The organism is Chryseobacterium sp. KBW03, assembly GCF_003852415.1.
GTDB classification, from domain to species: domain Bacteria; phylum Bacteroidota; class Bacteroidia; order Flavobacteriales; family Weeksellaceae; genus Chryseobacterium; species Chryseobacterium viscerum.
The window spans coordinates 244,141-262,953 of record NZ_QAJO01000001.1 but is presented as its reverse complement, the minus strand read 5'-3'; the positions used below and the strand labels follow the sequence as shown (position 1 = coordinate 262,953).

General features: G+C 38.5%; 15 protein-coding genes. 12 read left to right on the top strand and 3 right to left on the bottom strand.

The features are described from left to right. The first annotated feature begins 261 nt into the window (after positions 1-261). The 4 genes from DBR39_RS01065 to DBR39_RS01050 are packed head-to-tail and all read left to right on the top strand — an operon-like array spanning position 262 to position 6,326. The gene (locus tag DBR39_RS01065) at positions 262-594 is read left to right on the top strand and encodes a hypothetical protein (RefSeq protein ID WP_124530470.1); all 333 of its coding nucleotides are present in this window, start codon (positions 262-264) and stop codon (positions 592-594) included. A gap of 60 nt (positions 595-654) precedes the next feature. Then, positions 655-1,743, top strand: a complete 1,089-nt coding sequence (locus DBR39_RS01060; RefSeq protein WP_124530469.1) for an efflux RND transporter periplasmic adaptor subunit — start codon at positions 655-657, stop codon at positions 1,741-1,743. Positions 1,744-1,771: 28 nt separating this feature from the next. Next, a complete protein-coding gene (locus DBR39_RS01055; protein ID WP_124530468.1) occupies positions 1,772-4,894 on the top strand; it encodes an efflux RND transporter permease subunit in 3,123 nt (1,040 codons plus the stop codon). Further along, on the top strand, positions 4,875-6,326 hold the full coding sequence (locus DBR39_RS01050) for a TolC family protein (RefSeq protein WP_124530467.1): 1,452 nt from the start codon (positions 4,875-4,877) through the stop codon (positions 6,324-6,326). Before DBR39_RS01055 ends, DBR39_RS01050 begins: the two co-directional genes overlap by 20 nt. Positions 6,327-6,526: 200 nt before the next feature. Here DBR39_RS01050 and DBR39_RS01045 read toward each other — a convergent pair whose 3' ends face one another. Then, a complete protein-coding gene (locus DBR39_RS01045) occupies positions 6,527-6,949 on the bottom strand; it encodes a cold shock domain-containing protein (protein WP_109738810.1) in 423 nt (140 codons plus the stop codon). Positions 6,950-7,670: 721 nt separating this feature from the next. Between DBR39_RS01045 and DBR39_RS01040 the strand changes: the two genes are divergently transcribed. Beyond that, positions 7,671-8,426 (top strand): SDR family oxidoreductase, encoded by a 756-nt coding sequence (locus DBR39_RS01040; RefSeq protein ID WP_124530466.1) that lies wholly within the window; start codon positions 7,671-7,673, stop codon positions 8,424-8,426. A 78-nt stretch (positions 8,427-8,504) separates the two neighbouring features. Here the strand turns inward: DBR39_RS01040 and lgt are convergent, their stop codons facing one another. Together lgt and DBR39_RS01030 are read right to left on the bottom strand one after the other, a co-directional pair. After that, on the bottom strand, positions 8,505-9,341 hold the full coding sequence (gene lgt, locus DBR39_RS01035) for a prolipoprotein diacylglyceryl transferase (RefSeq protein WP_124530465.1): 837 nt from the start codon (positions 9,339-9,341) through the stop codon (positions 8,505-8,507). Positions 9,342-9,491: 150 nt separating this feature from the next. Then, positions 9,492-10,496 carry a LacI family DNA-binding transcriptional regulator gene (locus tag DBR39_RS01030; RefSeq protein WP_124530464.1) on the bottom strand — a complete coding sequence of 335 codons (1,005 nt, stop codon included), beginning with the start codon at positions 10,494-10,496 and terminating at the stop codon, positions 9,492-9,494. A 163-nt stretch (positions 10,497-10,659) separates the two neighbouring features. Here DBR39_RS01030 and DBR39_RS01025 point away from each other — a divergent pair, with 163 nt between their 5' ends. From DBR39_RS01025 to DBR39_RS00995, 7 genes are all read left to right on the top strand, one after another. Further along, positions 10,660-12,096: a mannitol dehydrogenase family protein gene (locus DBR39_RS01025; protein ID WP_124530463.1), complete on the top strand. Its 1,437-nt coding sequence runs from the start codon at positions 10,660-10,662 to the stop codon at positions 12,094-12,096. A 7-nt stretch (positions 12,097-12,103) separates the two neighbouring features. Further along, on the top strand, positions 12,104-13,450 hold the full coding sequence (locus tag DBR39_RS01020) for an MFS transporter (RefSeq protein WP_124530462.1): 1,347 nt from the start codon (positions 12,104-12,106) through the stop codon (positions 13,448-13,450). An 86-nt stretch (positions 13,451-13,536) separates the two neighbouring features. After that, positions 13,537-14,262, top strand: a complete 726-nt coding sequence (locus tag DBR39_RS01015) for a hypothetical protein (protein WP_124530461.1) — start codon at positions 13,537-13,539, stop codon at positions 14,260-14,262. Positions 14,263-14,324: 62 nt separating this feature from the next. Next, positions 14,325-15,245, top strand: a complete 921-nt coding sequence (locus DBR39_RS01010; protein ID WP_124530460.1) for a carbohydrate kinase family protein — start codon at positions 14,325-14,327, stop codon at positions 15,243-15,245. Between the two features lie 79 nt (positions 15,246-15,324). Then, positions 15,325-16,020, top strand: a complete 696-nt coding sequence (locus DBR39_RS01005; protein WP_124530459.1) for a VIT family protein — start codon at positions 15,325-15,327, stop codon at positions 16,018-16,020. Positions 16,021-16,288: 268 nt separating this feature from the next. After that, entirely contained in the window at positions 16,289-16,702 is a 414-nt protein-coding gene (gene tssD, locus DBR39_RS01000; protein WP_105702924.1) for a type VI secretion system tube protein TssD, read from the top strand. Between the two features lie 236 nt (positions 16,703-16,938). After that, complete coding sequence (locus DBR39_RS00995; RefSeq protein ID WP_124530458.1) at positions 16,939-18,798, top strand: type VI secretion system Vgr family protein; 1,860 nt, start codon at positions 16,939-16,941, stop codon at positions 18,796-18,798. Positions 18,799-18,813 lie beyond the last annotated feature (15 nt).

The following is an 18,813-nucleotide window of genomic DNA, read 5'->3' as shown; positions in this document are numbered from 1 at the left end:
GTTTAAAAACGATAACCAAAATCCTATTGGCTTTAGCCAAAACTTTTAACGATTCTAGCTAGATGCCTTCGGGATAACAGAATGCATCAATAGACTTCGCATTCTCTTTGTCATTCCGTAGGAATCCAAATACCAATTGGTAGAGTTATTCATCCATTCTTTAAGTTTTTTTAACAGTTCAACGACCTGAATTCCCAGTAAAAATCGCTATTTTTGCGGGATTATCGTTTTTTACTGAAAAACTAATGTGTTCTGATTGACATGGCAGGTCTGAGGTCATTTTTCTTATTTTATATTATACTGGTTTTTACCCTTTTCAATTCGAATTGGGCAGAAAAATCGCTGCATAATATTCCTCATATTCCTCCTGTAAATAACATTCATGTTCTGGATGTTTACGAAGAAGCAGACATGAACACGCATGCGTTGCCTTCTGTTTCCAAAATTGTAAAACAATTAGCCAGAAAAAACGACCATTCAACTTCGGATTTTTCAGGGATTTTAAAAGTGATCCCGAAAATTACCCTTCCGAAGATTGCTCTATCCACTATTTGCGGAGTTAAGTCCTTTCTCCATCTCCTCCAGTTGTACTAAGTTTAAGTTTCTGAAAACCAAATCATTTTAACGGAAATCTTATAACTTAAACATTTATAAATGTATTTTAAAAACGTAATAATTTGCATTCTTGCAACATTATTCGCTGTGTCATGCAGTAAAGACAAGGAAAAAAACAGCCCAAAAGAAAAAGAAGTTCCCGTACTGGAAATCAAAGAAAAAGATACATTGGTGAGCAACCAGTTTGTCACCGATATCCAGGCTAAAAAGAATGTTGAAATGCGATCCAGAATCGGAGGCATTATACAGCATATCTATGTGAACGAGGGACAATTTGTACATCAGGGGCAGGCTTTATTTAAAATCAATGATGCCGAGCTGCAGATGGAACTTTTGAAGGCAAATGCGGCATTAAAGCAAACCGAAGCAGATGTACGTATTGCAGAAGTGGAACTGAAGCAGATTCAGAGTCTTCATGCTAAAAAATTTGTAGCCAACAACGAACTGGAACTGGTAAAGGCAAAGCTCTCTTCCGCGAAAGCAAAACATGCCTTTGCTGATGCAGAAAAACAAACTGTTCTCCAGAAAATAAGCTTTACGAGAATCACAGCACCTTTTGATGGGGTCATTGACGTAATTCCTCTTAAGGACGGAAGTTTAGTGGAAAATGGAATCCTATTGACCACACTGTCTCAATTGAATGAAGTCTATGCATACTTCTCGATTCCTGAAAACTTATATTTTGAGCTTTTAGCTGATGATAAGATTGGAAGTCATCAAAAGATCGAACTTACGCTGCCTAATGGCGTCAATTATCAGTTCAACGGAGCTTTAAAAACTGCAGAAGGGGAAATCGACAGGGCGACAGGTTCTATTCGTTATAAAGTGCTTTTCCCGAATCCGGACCGTCTGATCAAACACGGTACTTCGGGGAAGCTTATTATTTCCGAACATCAGGCTAATGCGATCCTTATTCCACAAAAATCTACTTTCTCTATCCAGGATAAGACCTACGCTTTTACAGTGGATAAGCAGAATAAAGTGAAAATGACCAACATTAAGATCGGGGCCACACTGAGAGATTCTTATATCGTAGAAAGTGGTCTTAAAAAAGGAGATTTAATCATTTATGAAGGAACTCAGTCTTTAAAGGATGGTGATATTATCAAAATCAAAAAGAAGTATTAACCTTTCATAATCTTTAAATCAATTTACTATGGTAGAAATGTTTATAAGACGAAAGGTTCTTTCGTTGGTTATTTCCATATTATTTGTCCTGCTGGGAATTATGGCGTTACTGAAGATGCCAATTACCCAGTTTCCCGATATCGTACCACCGTCAGTAACTGTTACGGCGAAATATACCGGTGCCAATGCTGAAGTGTCTGCCAATGCTGTAGCCCTTCCTCTGGAACGTGCCATCAATGGAGTGCCAGGGATGACGTATATGTCTACAGTAACATCAAATGACGGTCTTACCCTTATTCAGGTTTTCTTTGAAGTAGGAGTAGATCCTGATGTAGCAGCGGTAAACGTTCAGAACAGAGTGACAACAATCCTTGATGAGCTTCCCGAAGAGGTAATCAGGGCCGGAGTTACCACTGAAAAAGAGGTAAACAGTATGCTGATGTACCTCAACATCACGAGTACAGATCCGAGCCAGGATGAACAGTTCATCTATAACTTTACAGATATTAATGTTCTTCAGGAGCTAAAACGTATTGATGGAGTAGGACGTGCTGAGATCATGGGCCAGAAAGAGTACTCGATGAGAGTATGGCTGGATCCGCAGAAAATGGCGGCTTACAATATTTCGGCAGACGAAGTGATTGCTTCATTGCAAAAACAAAATATTTCGGCAGCACCTGGAAAAGTAGGAGAAACATCCGGAAAAACGTCCAGCCAGCTTCAATATGTGATCAAATATAAAGGGAAGTTTTTTGAGCCTAAGCAATACGAGGAAATTCCCATCAGATCTGATGTTGACGGGACGATCTTAAAGTTGAAGGATATTGCTAAAGTAGAATTCGGAGCGATGAACTACGGAATGGTTTCCAAAACAGACGGAAGGCCTTCTGCATCCATCATGATGAAGCAGCGTCCCGGTTCCAATGCTTCCGAAGTAATTGAAAGCGTAAAAGCAAAAATGGATGAATTAAAAGTCACTTCCTTCCCTCCCGGAATGGAGTACAATATGGCTTATGATGTCTCCAGATTCCTGGATGCTTCCATCAGTGCAGTACTCACGACTCTTATTGAAGCCTTTATTCTGGTAGGAATCGTAGTGTTTATCTTCCTTCAGGACTGGCGCTCCACATTGATTCCTGTACTGGCAGTTCCGGTAGCATTGGTAGGAACGTTTGCTTTCATGAATATGCTTGATTTCTCAGTAAACCTTCTGACGCTTTTTGCCCTGGTTCTTGCCATCGGAATTGTCGTCGATAATGCGATTGTCGTCGTTGAAGCCGTCCATGTTAAAATGGAAGAAGGCATGAATGCAATGGATGCGACTATCAGTGCCACTAAAGAAATTGCAGGAGCGGTAGTGGCTATTACCATCGTAATGTCTGCCGTATTTATTCCTGTAGCATTTCTTGATGGCCCGGTAGGAGTATTCTACCGTCAGTTTTCATTAACGCTGGCCATCAGTATTGTAATTTCAGGGGTGAATGCATTGACGCTTACTCCGGCGCTTTGTGCGATTATTTTAAAACCTCATAATCATCAGAAGAAGAAAACAATCATAGACAGGGCTTTCCAGAGTTTCAATACAGGATTTGAAAGACTGACTAATGGGTACGTAGATATTTTATCAAAATTCGCGACTAGAACTACGGTTACTTTTGGACTGTTGTTTTTATTTGTCGGACTGACTTTTGTGACCAGTAAATTCCTGCCAACAGGGTTTATTCCAATGGAAGACCAGGGAATGGTGTATGTAAGTGTAACCACTCCACAAGGGGCAACGGTAGAAAGAACAGAAAAAGTGCTGGATGAAGTGACAGGTATTGCGAAGAAAATTAAAGGAGTAGAAAACGTGACCACGCTGGCCGGCTACAGCATTGTAACGGAAATCGCAGGCTCATCTTATGGAATGGCAATGATCAACCTTAAAGACTGGAAAGAAAGAGATATTTCAGTGAACGATCTGATTGCAGACCTTTCAGAAAAAACAAAAAGTATTGCAGATGCCCAGATTGAGATCTTTGCACCGCCAACGGTTCCCGGATTTGGGAATACCAGTGGTTTTGAACTGCGTTTGCTCGACAGAACCGGAGGAACCATCGAGAATACAGATAAAATTACCAAGAATTTTGTTAAAAAGCTGAATGAGACTCCTGAGCTGCAGAACAGTTTTACCAGTTTTGATGCTACTTTCCCGCAGTATATGATCAATGTAGATTATGATATGGCAGCGAAGAAAGGAGTATCAGTAGATAATGCAATGTCTACATTACAGACCATGCTGGGATCGTATTATGCCACCAATTTTATTCGCTTCAGTCAGATGTATAAAGTGATGGTACAGGCAAGTCCTGAGCACAGAGATACCCCTGAAAGTATTCTGAATCTATATTTAAAGAATGACAAAGGAGAAATGGTTCCGTTTTCAACATTCATCACTATTGAAAAAGTGTACGGACCTGAAGTGCTGACGAGGTACAATATGTACATGTCTGCCATGATCAACGGAGAACCTGCTGACGGTTACAGTTCCGGAGATGCTATTGCAGCTGTAGAACGTGTAGCCAAAGAGACACTTCCGAGAGGATTCGATATTGAATGGTCGGGGATGACCAGAGAGGAGATTTTATCAGGAAACCAGACCGTTTATATCTTTCTGATCTGTCTTTTATTCGTATATCTTTTATTAGCGGCACAATACGAGAGTTTCCTCCTTCCGATGCCTGTATTATTAAGCCTTCCGATGGGAATCTTCGGTTCTTATATCGCACTGGTGCTGGCAGGGCTGGATAATAATATTTATGCACAGGTGGCATTGGTCATGTTGATTGGTCTTCTCGCCAAAAATGCTATTCTGATCGTAGAATTTGCGGTGGCAAGAAACAAACAGGGATTTGATATCATTTCGTCAGCGATTGAAGGAGCGAGACAGCGTCTTCGACCGATTCTGATGACCTCTTTCGCATTCGTAGCAGGACTTATTCCGTTGTGTATCGCGTCAGGAGCTGGTGCAATTGGTAACCGTTCTATTGGTACAGCGGCAGCAGGAGGAATGCTGATTGGGACTATCTTCGGATTAGTTGTGATTCCGGGACTGTATATATTCTTTGCAAAACTTGAAAATAAGAAGAAAAATGAAAAGATTAAATCATAGATATATAGTGTATGGGATTGCAGTATTGAGCCTGGTTTCATGTGCTGTTCCCCAAGTAACAGCGTTGAAAAAAGCTCAGGAATTCCCTGATGAAATGATCAAAACGGATAAAAATAAAAACCCGGATGAATTCCAGCAGATCAATCTGAAGGCATATTTTACAGACCCATATCTGCTTGAACTTTTTGATAAAGTGGTTCAGGCTAATCCGGATTTCCAGATTGCCCAGCAGAGAGTAGAAATTGCCAACAGTTTCCTTCAAAGATCAAAGATGGATCTGCTGCCTTCCCTTGAAGTAGGAGTAGAAGCTTCAGGTAACCGATATGGAAAGTATACGATGGAAGGGGTTGGGAATTATGATACCAATCTTTCACCTAATATTACAGAAAACCAGAAAATCAACAGGGATTTTACCCCAAATTATTGGCTGGGAGCAAGAAGCAGCTGGGAAATTGACGCCTGGGGCAAACTGAAAAATAAAAAGATGGCTGCCCAGAAGAAATTTCTGGCTTCCACGGAAGGATTGAGACTATTGCAGGTAGAGCTTTTCACGGATATTGCAAACCTGTATTATCAGTTGGTAGCCTTAGACAATCGTCTTGCTATTTATCAGAAGAATTATAAGCTTCAGCAAAGGGCTTTTGAGATTGTTCTGGCGCAACGTGAAGTGGGAAAAGCTACGGAATTGGCAGTACAGCAGTTTAAGGCTCAGAACAACAACTGGCTCGCAGAGATTGAGCACATAAGAGTAGAAATCGTTACGGTAGAACAGGCGATCACTACTTTAACAGGAAGTTACGGCGGAGATGTGAAACGCGGGAAAATACTGATGTCTACTAATATGGAGGTCTTAAATAAAACCATTAATGTAGAAAATGTGATTCACTCCAGACCGGATGTAGCCGCAAATTATTATGTATTGGAAGCTTCTCAGGCTGATGCAAAGGCTGCAAGAGCTGCTTTTTATCCCAAAATTGACCTTGGTGCCGGCTTTGGAATGAATTCTTTTTCTATAGAAACATTCTTCAAGCCAAGTTCACTGGCAGGGCAGTTGTTGGGAGGATTAATGGTTCCTGTTTTCAATAAAGGACAGCTGAAATATGAATTTAAAGTAGCAAGCACGGAGCAGGAGATTGCTTTTTTAAACTATCAGAAAAGTATTACAACTGCTTTTAACGAACTTCAGTCTATTTTGAAACAGACAAAGATCTATGAACGTGTTTTGAAACTGAAATCAGAAGAAGTAGGTTTTCTTGACCGCGGGGTAGAGGTTTCCAATGATCTGTATCTGACAGGATACGCCAATTATTTTGAACTGATCAACTCTCAAAAGAGCAAACTTACTGCTGAACTGGATCTATTACAGTTCCAGCACCAGAATACCAGAAATAACGTCCTGCTGTTTAAAGCACTGGGAGGGAAACTGGATTAATTTTTTACTTTTTTTTACGATGAAAGAAGCTGTCTTTTTAGATGGCTTCTTTTATTTTACCTCTTACACTGTAATCAAGTTCTGCGTATTTTTGGAATGGTAAGGTATATCAACAAAAAAGAGACTGCCTTTAGGACAGTCTCTTTCTATGTTTCTTAAAACAATCCTGCTTTATAGGCAGAATCATTTAGATGTAAATATTATTTAACAATCTGGATTTCAACAGCTGAAAATCCTTTAGGAGACTTCTCTTTTTCGAAAGATACTTTGTTTCCTTTTTTTACCGGCTCCACACAGTTGTTGTTGTGGAAGAAGATATTTTCTTTGCTATTGTCTTCAGTGATGAAGCCATACCCTTTTTCACTAAGGAAGGTAACAATCCCAGTTTTTCTTGGATCTTCCTCAATAATAGGAGCTGCTCCCAATTGAATATCATCAAGGTTTACTTCCTGTCTTTGTTCAGGTGGAGTAGAAGTTAATCTTCCGAATTCATCTACATACATGAAGACATCCTCCGCTCCTTTGTTGTTGTTCGTCTTACGATCTTCGCGTCTTAGCGCCTTTTCTTTTTGCTTTTGAATTTTTTTCTTGAAATTTTCCTTTTTAGAAAAAGAATCTGCCATAAATTATTTTTAGTATTTAGTTTCTATAAATTAATTGGTTCAATCTGGTCCGTTGTAGACCTTATAAAGCCTGCCGATGTTTCCTGTTTTGGAGTTTTCCAATCATACAGAGCTTTACAATTCCGACAAGTATTGTTCTTAATAGAAAAATAAAAGTTAAAAATATGACTGCTCAGAAAGCAAAGACTGAATAAAAATATTCAGGTCGTTACAGAAAACAAAGTGATGACTTAGTTAATAATGTACAAATATACAACAATAAAATGAATAATCCGGTTTTAAATGATTGATTATCAGAAATGGTTTTGGAGTACGTTTTACGCTCTGAGCCTAAGAGCCTAAAAAAAATTGAGTCAGCCTATAAAAAAATCCCCAGAAAGCTGAGGATTATAAAAAAATATATTATAAAAATGAAGTGGTGTATAATACGGATGGGTACGTATCAAATGTTATGCCTAAAATTAATGCGGGTTTGGGAATTATATCCCTGTGTTTAATAAAAAAGGAATGTCTCAAGCCGTATCTGTTTGGTAAATAGTCCTCTATTGAAAAAATACTGTTTATTTAAAAATATAAATGTTTTTTGTTTCAATTTATACAGATGAATTAAAAATAAGGACCCTATTTATTTTTAGTTTTAATGGAATTTCCGAAAATTTCACCATGTTGAGATGACTTTTATTATCCATCTTTGTCTCATAAACATTTAAAAATAAGAAGAATGTCAACACAAAATGTAAAAGGAAAAGTAGTTTTGATTGCCGGAGGAGGTAAAAACCTGGGAGGATTATTAAGCAGAGATTTTGCTGCAAAAGGAGCAAAGCTGGCGATCCATTATAACAGTGAAAGCTCTAAGGCAGAAAGTGAAAAAACACTTGCTGAGGTACAGGCATTAGGTGCAGAAGCATTTTTGTTTCAGGGAGACCTTACCAAAGTAGATAATATCACGAAGTTCTTTGATGAAACAATTTCCCGTTTCGGAGGCGTGGATATTGCCATCAATACAGTAGGAATGGTATTGAAAAAGCCATTTGCAGAGACTACGGAAGAAGAATATGACACGATGTTCAATGTCAATTCAAAATCAGCCTACTTCTTTTTGCAGGAAGCCGGTAAAAAACTGAACGATCAAGGGAAAATCTGTACGATTGTTACTTCATTGCTGGCAGCTTATACCGGATTATATTCCACCTACGCAGGAGCCAAAGCGCCGGTAGAGCATTTTACAAGAGCTGCTTCCAAAGAATTTGGAGCAAGAGGAATTTCTGTGACTGCAGTAGCGCCGGGTCCAATGGATACCCCTTTCTTCTACGGACAGGAAAGTGATGATGCCGTGGCTTATCATAAATCAGCATCAGCATTAGGAGGGCTTACGGATATCAAAGATATTGCTCCGCTGATAGAATTCCTGGTAACAGACGGATGGTGGATCACAGGGCAGACGATCTTTGCCAATGGAGGATATACAACCAGATAATATATTGTAAGATAGAATAAAAAGAAACTCACTGAAAGCTATTTTCAGTGAGTTTTTATTTTTGAAGGGATAAGAAAATTAAGTGGTTTTAACCTTTCCTTTTTCCAATATACTTTTGATAATAAAGAATAATCCAAGAAGAACAAAAGGAATGCTGAGAAGCTGGCCCATATTCAGGCTCATTCCGTGTTCGAATTCTACCTGGTCTACTTTGATGAATTCAATCAGGATTCTCATGATGAAGATTAATAAAATACTAATACCGAAATAAAATCCTCTTCCGATTTTGAAAATATTTTTCTTGTAAATAAAGTAAATAATGAAGAAGATAACAGCATAAGAGATGGCTTCATAGAGCTGTGCAGGATGTCTCGGAAGATCATCCACCTGGCGAAATACAAACGCCCATGGAACATCTGTAGGAATTCCAATGATTTCAGAATTCATAAGGTTCGCCAGCCTGATAAAAGTACCAGCTAAAGGAAGTACAATGGCTATCGCATCCAATACCGTCATAAACGGGATAGAAAATTTTCTCGCATACAAAAGAAGCATAATGACCAATCCGATACCACCACCGTGGCTGGCAAGTCCTGCAAACCCGGTAAAATGATAGATTCCATCTGCGCCTTTCTGAATGGGTAAAAATACCTCAATCGGATGCTGGGAGTAATAATCGAAATCATAAAAAAGACAATGTCCCAACCTGGCTCCCACCAGAATTCCTATAAGCGCATAGGAGAATAAAGCTTCGTGGGCCTGTGAACTAAGCCCTTCTTTTTTATAAATTCTTTTTAAAATATTTAATGATAAAACAAGTCCGGCAAGGAAAAGCAAGCCGTAATATTTTATAGGAAGTCCTAAAATATTGACGATTTCGGGATTAACGTCCCAGTTGATATATAATAAATTCATTGCCGCAAAGATAAGAAAATAGGATTTTCTGAACAGGATGGTATAGTCTTGAAAATTTATTAACTGAATTTTAATGGGTTACGAATATTTCTGTGTAATTCATCATGGTGTATTTGTAGTAAAACCATGATACCCCAAATGTAAATTCACTTAGGTAGAAGCCCTATAAACCAATTCTGCATCCATCAGAATAGATTGGCTTGGGGCTGTGCTGTTTTTTATTTTTTCCAATGCCAGTTTTGCAGCTTCTTCACCCATTTTTTCCAATGGCTGCTGTACGCTGGTCAGCTGAGGATATACCATAGATGATAACTCCGTGCCCGAAAAGCTTGCTATAGCTACTTCCTCAGGTATTCTTACTTTTTGTTCAAGAAGAAAATTCATCGCTCCCATGGCTAAGGTATCACTAAAAGCAAAAATACTGTCAAACTCTATATTCTTATTTAATAGCTGCTTAACTGCTTTTTTTCCATGTTCGAAAGTCATTCCATCCGTCTGAATAATCAGATTTTCGTCAAAAATATTGTATTTCATGAGAATGCGTTTATAACCGTTTACTCTTTCTACAGCATTTCGGATCGTGGAAGGCCCCATAATATGGACAATTCTTTTTCTTCCTGTCTTTATCAAGTATTCCACCATCAATGAAGCTTTAATAGAATCATCAATAATTACCTTCGATACATCCAGAGACTTGTGAGGAATTCTGTCAAAGAATATTAAAGGAGTTCCCTGATCCATAATGTTTTGATAGAGATCATTATTGTGGGTTTCATGACAGAGATTAATAATAATGGCATCCACATTAAATTCTTCCATAAGCTGAAGGTTTTTCCTTTCTATAAGAGGATCTTCATCAGACTGAGTGATGATAATACGGTACCCCAGCGGATAAAGAATATTCTGAATTCCTTTCAGAACACTCGAGGAAAAAGGAGTAATCATTTCCGGTACCACAAACCCTATTGTCCGGGATTGTCCGGATTGTAAATTCAAAGCTGTAAGGTTAGGTTTATAGCCCAATTTTTCCGCTGCATCCAACACCCTTTTTCTTGTTTCTTCATTCACATTTTTATCATGAAGCAGCGCTCTGGAGATGGTAGAGGTAGATAATGACAAAAATTTGGACAGATCTTTAATCGTAATACGTCTCATCAGCCTTGTTTTTTGGCTAAAAATAATAAAAAAATAGTCAATTGGGAACGTTCCCTGATTTTTGGGAACGTTCCCAATTTGAATTTTGTAAAAAAAGTATCCTGTTAATCATTTGTTAATATAGTTTTAACGAATTGGTTAATATGATAACAATTTTATGTTTATGAGTATGATTTATTACAATTATGATGTATCGAAAATCCGCACAGGAATTTTACATATCGGAGTAGGAAACTTTCACAGAGCTCACCAGCAGTTTTATACCAATATGCTGCTCAATGAAGAAGGACAGGGAGATTGGGGAATTTGTGGAGTATGTCTCCTGCCGTCAGATGAAAAAACCGTAAAGAATTTAAGAGCTCAGAATCTTCAGTATTCTCTTACTGTTTGCGGAAGAAATGGAAAAGATGAGGTTTATAAAATAGGCTCTTTAAAGGAGCTGATCTGGGGAATAGAAGATCCGGAGGCTGTGATCGCGAAAATAGCAGACCCCTCTATTAAAATCATCACGTTGACAATTACAGAAGGAGGTTATAATCTTGATAAAGAGACCGGAGAATTTGTACTTGATGATGAAAAAATCCAGCATGATCTGAAGAATCCTTCCATTCCTGAAACTGTTTTTGGCTTTGTTGCAGAAGGATTGCGCCAGAGAAAAACACAAAATGAAGCTGCATTGACTCTACTTTCATGTGATAATCTTCAGCATAACGGAAATACAGCAAAAAGAGCTTTTACATCATTTATAGAAGCGCAGGATGCAGAACTGGCAGCATGGGTAAAGGAAAATGTAACCTTCCCAAATAGTATGGTGGATCGTATTACACCAGCCACAACTCCGGAAGATATTAAAAGATTAAATAAACGGAATGGTACAGATGACCGCGCTCCTGTATATTGTGAAGACTTTACACAGTGGGTGATAGAAGATAATTTTATCGCAGGACGACCGGCATGGGAAAGAGTAGGCGTAGAATTCACGGATGATGTAACCGCATTTGAAAATATGAAATTAAGCCTGCTGAATGCTTCCCATACCTTATTATCGTATCCGGCATTCTTAATGGGCTACCGTAAAGTGGATCAGGCAATGGAAGATGAAAATCTTGTGAAATTCATCAGAGATTTTATGGATACAGACATTACCCCTTTTGTTCCTGCCCCAGAAAATACAGACCTGGAAAAATATAAACAAACACTGATCGAAAGATTTGCCAATCATAGTGTAAGTGATCAGGTAAGCCGTTTGTGTTTCGACGGAATTTCAAAATTCCCGGTATATATCGTCCCTAATCTTGATAAAATGATAAAAGGAGCGAAAGACCTTACCAGACCGGCTTTTCTTATCGCTTCCTACAGACATTATCTTAAATATAAAACAGATGATCAGGGAAATACTTTTGAAACAGCAGAACCCTGGATTATGGAGACCGACAAGAAGCTTATTGCCAGTGAAAATCCACAGGACTTCCTGGAATTGTCAGCTTTTAAAGGAGTTCAGTTAAAAAACTCTGAACAGTTCATAAAATTATACAACAGTTTTGTAGAAGACATAAAAAATTCAGGAACCGCCTCGGTTTTACAATCAATCATAAAATAACTAGGCCATGCAGATCAATCCAGGTATAACCTCTTCAGACAATAAGACAAACAATCCTATACTGCCGTTTGCGATCATTACGTTTATCTATTTTATTGTAGGTTTTCTAACTACAGTGAATGAACAGCTGCAGGCACCTCTGAAATTTACTTTTCTGAGCCATGCAGGCAGTCTTAAAAACACATTTACTACTTTGATTTCCTTTTTTTTCTTTTTAGGATATCTTCTGAATGGAACACTGGGAAGTAGATGGGTAAATGCCTTTGGATATAAAAATACGATTTTACGAGGGCTTTTCTTTATGATTTCCGGTCTTTTCATGTATCTGTGTTCATCATGGGTTGGGGATCATTATCCCGATCTGAAATTCAGTATAAAAGATGCCGTTATTCCTGTTGGATTTATCGTTTTTGTTATTGGTTCTTATTTAATGGGGACCTCAGCGGCCATCATTCAGGTAGTTGTAAATCCTTATGCAGCTTCATACGAACTGAAAGGAACACAGCCTGTACAGCGCCTGAATATTCTGACAGCGATCAACTCTATCGGAACTACTTCTGCACCCTTTTTTGTCACGGTAGTCATGTTCAGCGGAATTTCCATTGAAAACATAGAAATCAGACAGTTGCTGCTTCCGCTTTCTGTACTCATCATCTGTATACTTACCGTGATGATAATTACTAAAAGGCTTAACCTTCCTGATCTTGCTCATACAAGGGCCGTAGGAGAGGAAAAGCTCGACAGGAGCGTCTGGTCATTCAGGCATTTTGTATTGGGAGTGGTGGCTATCTTTTTTTATGTAGGAACCGAAGTTGCCATAGGCGCTAATATTAATCTGTATGCTTTTGAACTGGTAGATTCCGGTCATCCTATTACATTTTTCGGAAAAACAGATATCATTGTAGGAGGAATGGATCTGGGAATTCATGCCCTATTATCTACACTCTATTGGGGAGGTTTTCTTGTAGGAAGAGCAGTATCCAGTTTCTTCAGTAATATTTCTGCAAGAAATCAGTTGATAACCACCACAATATTGGCCACAGTGCTTGCGGTAACGTCTATGGTTACTCAAAATCTATGGTTTCTTGTCGCCATCGGTCTTCTGCATTCATCCATGTGGAGCTGTATTTACACGCTTTCCATAAAAGGATTGAACAAGTACACTTCAAAAGCGTCCGGTATTTTTATTTCTGCCGTATTTGGTGGAGCGGTATTTACCCTTATTCAGGGAGGTTTGGCAGATATTTTAGGCTCGTGGAGATGGACGTGGTGGCTTACGGTAATTTGCGAACTGCTCATGCTTACTTATGCTCTTTTTGGATCACGTATAAGAGAAAAAGACCTTATTCACTAATCATATATTTTCTTTTAATCAATGTAATTATCCTGTAGACTATTGCTGGATACAGGATACTTACTGCCTTAAAAAACACTTGAATCATGTTAAAAAACTACTTATTGCTTTTTTCTTCCGTTATAGGAACTTGTTTAGGTGCGCAGGAACTGCATTCTGCGTTGCAACTTCGGAACAGCCATTTGTGGCGCGGAATTGAAGTCTCTGCAGGATTTATTTACACCGGAGACCTGCATCTTGATTATAAGAACTTTTATGCCGGATTCTGGGCGGGTGGCAATTTTGATGGCTCCTATAAAGAATTCAATAACTATATAGGATACAAAAACAAGCATCTTACACTGGAATTATGGGATATTTATAACTTTTCACCCGGTGCGACCTATAACAATAAGGAATTTTTTAACTATTCAGCGAAAGAAACCGGACGTTTTTGGGACCTAAGATCTTACTATACCATAAGCGATAGATTTCCTCTGGTGCTCAGTTGGAATACTGTGGTTTTCGGAAGAGACAGAAACAATGAAAATACAGAAAATAAATATTCGTCTTTTGTTTCGGGAGAATATCCAGTGTACAGAAAGAATGATCTTGAAGTAAGAGGAAGAATAGGCTATGCTTTTACTTTAGACAGCCATGGTGAAAAGAATAATTTCTTTGCTAAAGAATCAGGGTTCAATGAAATAAGCCTTATCATTTCAAAAAGCTTTACCATTGAAGGCTATAAAATTCCCATCGGGATTTGGGGAATGTGGAATCCGGTCAATAATAATGCATTTCTTCAGTTCTCTGTGCAGGCTTATTCATTCTGAAGCAAGGAAATTCAAATTACTTAACCTTTTAAAAACTCAATACATTTAATTACTTTTATATAATGGAACATAAAAAAAATAAAGCAGTCTGTTTCGGTGAAGTTCTCTGGGATATTTTTCCGGGAGAACAGCGAAGAATGGGAGGTGCCCCTTTTAATGTAGCTTATCACCTTTCCAAAATGGGGGTAGAGGTCAATATGATAAGCAGTGTTGGTAATGATCAGCTCGGGCATGACCTTTTGGATAAAATGAACAACTGGAATATTCCTGCAGATTATGTTCAGATCAATACGGAATATCCCACCAGTACAGTAATTGCGACAGTAGATGAAAATAATGATGCTCATTATGATATTGTGGAGGGGGTAGCATGGGATTTTATTGAGACAACCTTGAAAAACCAGGAGATCCTCAAAACAACAGATGCTTTCGTATTCGGAACATTGGCAGCCCGAAATGAAAAATCCAGAAACACATTATTCCAATTGCTTGAACTCAGCGATTATAATGTTTTTGATATCAACCTCAGAGAACCTTATTATGAGGTCGGAATGATAAAAGATTTACTTCACAAAACACATCTTGCCAAATTCAATAAAGCAGAAATGCGAATGATGCTGGATTTTTTAGGAAAAGATTATACCACCGAAGAAGACAGCATAAAATATCTGCAGGATAAGTTTGATCTTAAGGAAATTATGGTCTCAAAAGGAAGTAAAGGTGCCTTATACGCTCATGGTGATGATTTTTATCTGTATCCTACCATACCAGTTACAGTAAAAGATACGGTGGGGAGCGGAGATTCATTCTTAGCAGGATTTCTTTCCAAAAAATTAGAAAAAGGAAGCACAGTTCATGAAATGATGACTCAGGCAGTTTCTCTCGGAGCATTTATTACCTCACAGGAAGGAGCATGCCCTGAATATTCATTAGAAGATTTTATCAGATTCAAAAACGAATATCCTGTATCGGCTATAAGCTAAAGCGGTAAAAACACCATTAATTTAAAATGATTCTTGATGAAACATTTGGTAACTTTAGCCTATTACCAAAACAAAAGTTATGCATCATCAGCTGGAGAAGCATTATGTAAACAGGATAGGCTGGCTTCGGGCGGCTGTACTGGGCGCGAATGACGGGCTATTGTCTACCACAAGTATTGTTATCGGGGTTGCTGCGGCAGCTCCGGAACGTCATATCATTATTCTTGCCGCACTGGCAGGTATGATTGCCGGAGCAATGTCTATGGCAGCAGGTGAATATGTTTCTGTAAGCTCACAGGAAGACACGGAGAAAGCAGATCTGCTTCGTGAAAAATATGAGCTTGAACAAATGCCGGAAATTGAGCTTAAGGAACTTGCCAAAGTATACGAGAAACGGGGCTGTACCAAAGAAACCGCTATGCAGGTGGCCATTGAACTTACAGAACATGATGCATTGGGAGCGCATGCCCGCGATGAATTGGGAATTAATGAAATCACACAGGCAAAACCTTTACAGGCAGCAATGGCTTCGTTCGGTTCATTTGCAGTGGGAGCATTATTGCCGTTTACTGTTTCTCTTTTGGCTCCTATTAAACAGATGGTGTACTTTCAATATGGATTTTCAATCATATTTTTAATGCTTTTAGGAGCTGTTTCTGCCAAAGCAGGAGGCTCCAGTATTAAAATAGCGGTGTTAAGAATTTGTTTCTGGGGAACCGTTGCCATGGGAATTACAGCTCTTGTAGGACGTGTTTTTGGAGTGAATTTAGCCTAAAAATTGTAACAGTATTCTTGTGAATAAAATCACCTCCTTGTTTGAAAAATAGGGAGTTTTTTCTCTATTTTAATAGCTCGGCTTTTTGCTTTGTGAATGGTAATGTTTTGATTTACAGCCTGTATTTCACCTAACAAGTGTTAGTCGTAAAAGTACTACACTTTTTCAGATTTATGCTTAAATTTTATTTTGTTATGATCAATACTTCTAAATTTGGTGATATAACAAACATCAAATCATAAATATTTAACGATTAAAATTTACCATCATGGCAGAAAGAAATTCAAGAGGAATCTTAAAATTCAACAACGGCGAAGGACAAAAGCTGTTAAAACTGAACTACAGCGTATCAAGAGCTACTGACGTATCAGGACGTGTAGCATCAGATCCTTCCAATGCTCTTATCAAAATTACAGTAGAAGCTACTGAAAAATCTGATATCCTTGAAAGTTTATTGAACGGAAAATACAAACCTACAGTAGGAGAGGTAACTTTCAATAAATCCCACGAAGAAGGTACTTTAACGACATTGAAATGGACAAACGGGTATGTAATTCAGCATGAAGTAGATTTCGATGCTGTAGATGAAAACAGTATGTACATCAGTTTTGTTATAAGTGCAGAACAGATCGAGCTTGGAAATTCATCTTATGACGGAGCTTGGCCTGGATCTCAGGGATAAAATCCTTTAACATTCCCACCTATAAAAACAGAATGGTACATCCGTCATAAGGATCGCTATTCTGTTTTTTCGTCAATGATTGTTTCCTATAATTAAGGAATGATGATTACACTAAGATTAAAAAATAAAGCTGATCATGTGAATTTTATATTGTGAAAAATTGATAACTTTATAGGGAAGCCATTTATTTTTAGATTTTTTTCAAATTAAAACGATCACCAAACACTCTGCATAATATGAATAAAAACATTTCGAATTCCGAGAAGATTTCGGAGAATCATATTCCTGGAATCAACCGTGTGGTGAAACTGGATATTGTGATTGAAGGCAAGATGATAAAGCACTTCAAGCATTTCCGTTTACAGCAAAGCGTAAAGAAACACCATAATTTTGAACTTACATTAGCCCATGATACTCTAGACGGAGTACAAAATCATGATCTGGAAGAGGCTCAGCAGTTTTTAGGAAAACGATTAACTGTTGTTTTTAAATATAAAAACGTTGAAGGAAGCCCAGAAAGGACCTTTGTAGGAGTCATTACAAAAGTAGGATTCAGCCAGGAGAATCATAATCTTGGAAATATCGTACTGAAAGGGTACAGTCCTACTATTTTATTGGATGCCGCGCTGCATACTCAAAGTTTTGGCGGTGATAAACCGGTCAATATGGGCATCATTGCTGAGGAGGTTATCAAGCAGGGGATAGAAAGCAGTAAGTTTGATGTAAAGGTGAATGCAAAAGCATCCTCCCAGATTCTCTACAGCGCCCAGTATAATGAGACCCACTACAATTACCTCTGCAGAATGGCAGAAGCCTATGGCGAGCAGTTTTACTATGACGGTGAAATACTGCATTTCGGGAATATGCCCCCTCAGAATAAATCCCTTGAATTAATATACGGAAGCAATGTTTCTGATGTGAGCGTAGAATTGAAAGCTGTACACATCAAGCCCCATTTTTACGGATATAACAGCAGCTCCAATACGAAACTGATTTCCGGAGAGACTCCTATAAAACATGTCGGCAACCTTGCCCAAACCGCTTATAAAAATAATGAAGGAATATTCAAAACGCCTTCATTGCAGGTCGCTCCTATGAAAGCAGCAACCGATATGGATGTAGTCATTTCCCAAACGAGTACTGCCGGCAGCAAGGCTGTAGAGGTTTTTACGGTTTCCGGAGGAACTACTATTCCGTTTTTATATCCCGGATGTGTTGCTGATATCAATATGCGGAGAACTGATACCAATAAAACCGCTTATTTCACCAAACTAATGATGACGGAAGTAATCCATGAAGTGGATACTCTGGGTCGTTACACAGGAAGATTTGAGGCTATTGCTTCAGACACGGGATATATTCCAACCCCCGATTTTACCATGCCCATTGCACAGCCGCAGATCGCCACAGTAATTTCTAATACTGATCCGCTGGGGCAGGGCAGGATTACCGTAAGATTCGACTGGCAGCTGCATGATACAACCAATTTTATCAGAATGATGTCCCCAGATGCGGGAGGTACAGATCAAATCACTCAAAACAGAGGATATGTAGCAATACCAGAGGTGGGAGATCAGGTAATGGTAGGTTTTGTTCATCACCATCCGGACCGTCCTTTCGTAATGGGAGGAATGTTTCATGGAGATACTGCTTTGGGAGGCGGGGTAGATAACCATTTGAAATCAATACAAACCAGAAGCGGAATCCGAATCTTAATGAATGATACCGAAGGAAGTGTAAACATTATAGACCCAAGTGGGAACAACTATTTTATGGATGGAAAAGGAAATATTACCGTTACTGCTCCTAAGAATATGACCTTTAATGTAGGAGAAGACCTGGCGATCAATGTAGGGAAGGATATGAAAACAAGCGTAGGAAATGATAATGCCGTTAATATTATCAATGATCATAAGTTTTCCTCAAAAAACTATAAGCAGACGGTCAATGAAAATAAAACGATCAATGTGACAGGTGATCTTAAAGAAACCACTTCAACAACTACTCATAAAGCGAAAAACGGAGATATTTTACTGCAGAGTTCAGGGGTAGCCAAAATGCTGGGTAAAATAGATGCTAAAGTGAACAAAGGATAAGGATGCTGAAAAAAT

What these genes read in the sequence shown, in the direction of transcription:
- DBR39_RS01015 (WP_124530461.1), top strand. Translation starts at nt 13,537, where the DNA reads ATGTTAAAAAACTACTTATTGCTTTTTTCTTCCGTTATAGGAACTTGT.
- tssD (WP_105702924.1), top strand. Translation starts at nt 16,289, where the DNA reads ATGGCAGAAAGAAATTCAAGAGGAATCTTAAAATTCAACAACGGCGAA.
- DBR39_RS01045 (WP_109738810.1), bottom strand. Translation starts at nt 6,949, where the DNA reads ATGGCAGATTCTTTTTCTAAAAAGGAAAATTTCAAGAAAAAAATTCAA.
- DBR39_RS01030 (WP_124530464.1), bottom strand. Translation starts at nt 10,496, where the DNA reads ATGAGACGTATTACGATTAAAGATCTGTCCAAATTTTTGTCATTATCT.
- DBR39_RS00995 (WP_124530458.1), top strand. Translation starts at nt 16,939, where the DNA reads ATGAATAAAAACATTTCGAATTCCGAGAAGATTTCGGAGAATCATATT.
- DBR39_RS01010 (WP_124530460.1), top strand. Translation starts at nt 14,325, where the DNA reads ATGGAACATAAAAAAAATAAAGCAGTCTGTTTCGGTGAAGTTCTCTGG.
- DBR39_RS01060 (WP_124530469.1), top strand. Translation starts at nt 655, where the DNA reads ATGTATTTTAAAAACGTAATAATTTGCATTCTTGCAACATTATTCGCT.
- DBR39_RS01025 (WP_124530463.1), top strand. Translation starts at nt 10,660, where the DNA reads ATGAGTATGATTTATTACAATTATGATGTATCGAAAATCCGCACAGGA.
- DBR39_RS01005 (WP_124530459.1), top strand. Translation starts at nt 15,325, where the DNA reads ATGCATCATCAGCTGGAGAAGCATTATGTAAACAGGATAGGCTGGCTT.
- DBR39_RS01040 (WP_124530466.1), top strand. Translation starts at nt 7,671, where the DNA reads ATGTCAACACAAAATGTAAAAGGAAAAGTAGTTTTGATTGCCGGAGGA.
- DBR39_RS01055 (WP_124530468.1), top strand. Translation starts at nt 1,772, where the DNA reads ATGGTAGAAATGTTTATAAGACGAAAGGTTCTTTCGTTGGTTATTTCC.
- DBR39_RS01050 (WP_124530467.1), top strand. Translation starts at nt 4,875, where the DNA reads ATGAAAAGATTAAATCATAGATATATAGTGTATGGGATTGCAGTATTG.
- DBR39_RS01020 (WP_124530462.1), top strand. Translation starts at nt 12,104, where the DNA reads ATGCAGATCAATCCAGGTATAACCTCTTCAGACAATAAGACAAACAAT.
- lgt (WP_124530465.1), bottom strand. Translation starts at nt 9,341, where the DNA reads ATGAATTTATTATATATCAACTGGGACGTTAATCCCGAAATCGTCAAT.
- DBR39_RS01065 (WP_124530470.1), top strand. Translation starts at nt 262, where the DNA reads ATGGCAGGTCTGAGGTCATTTTTCTTATTTTATATTATACTGGTTTTT.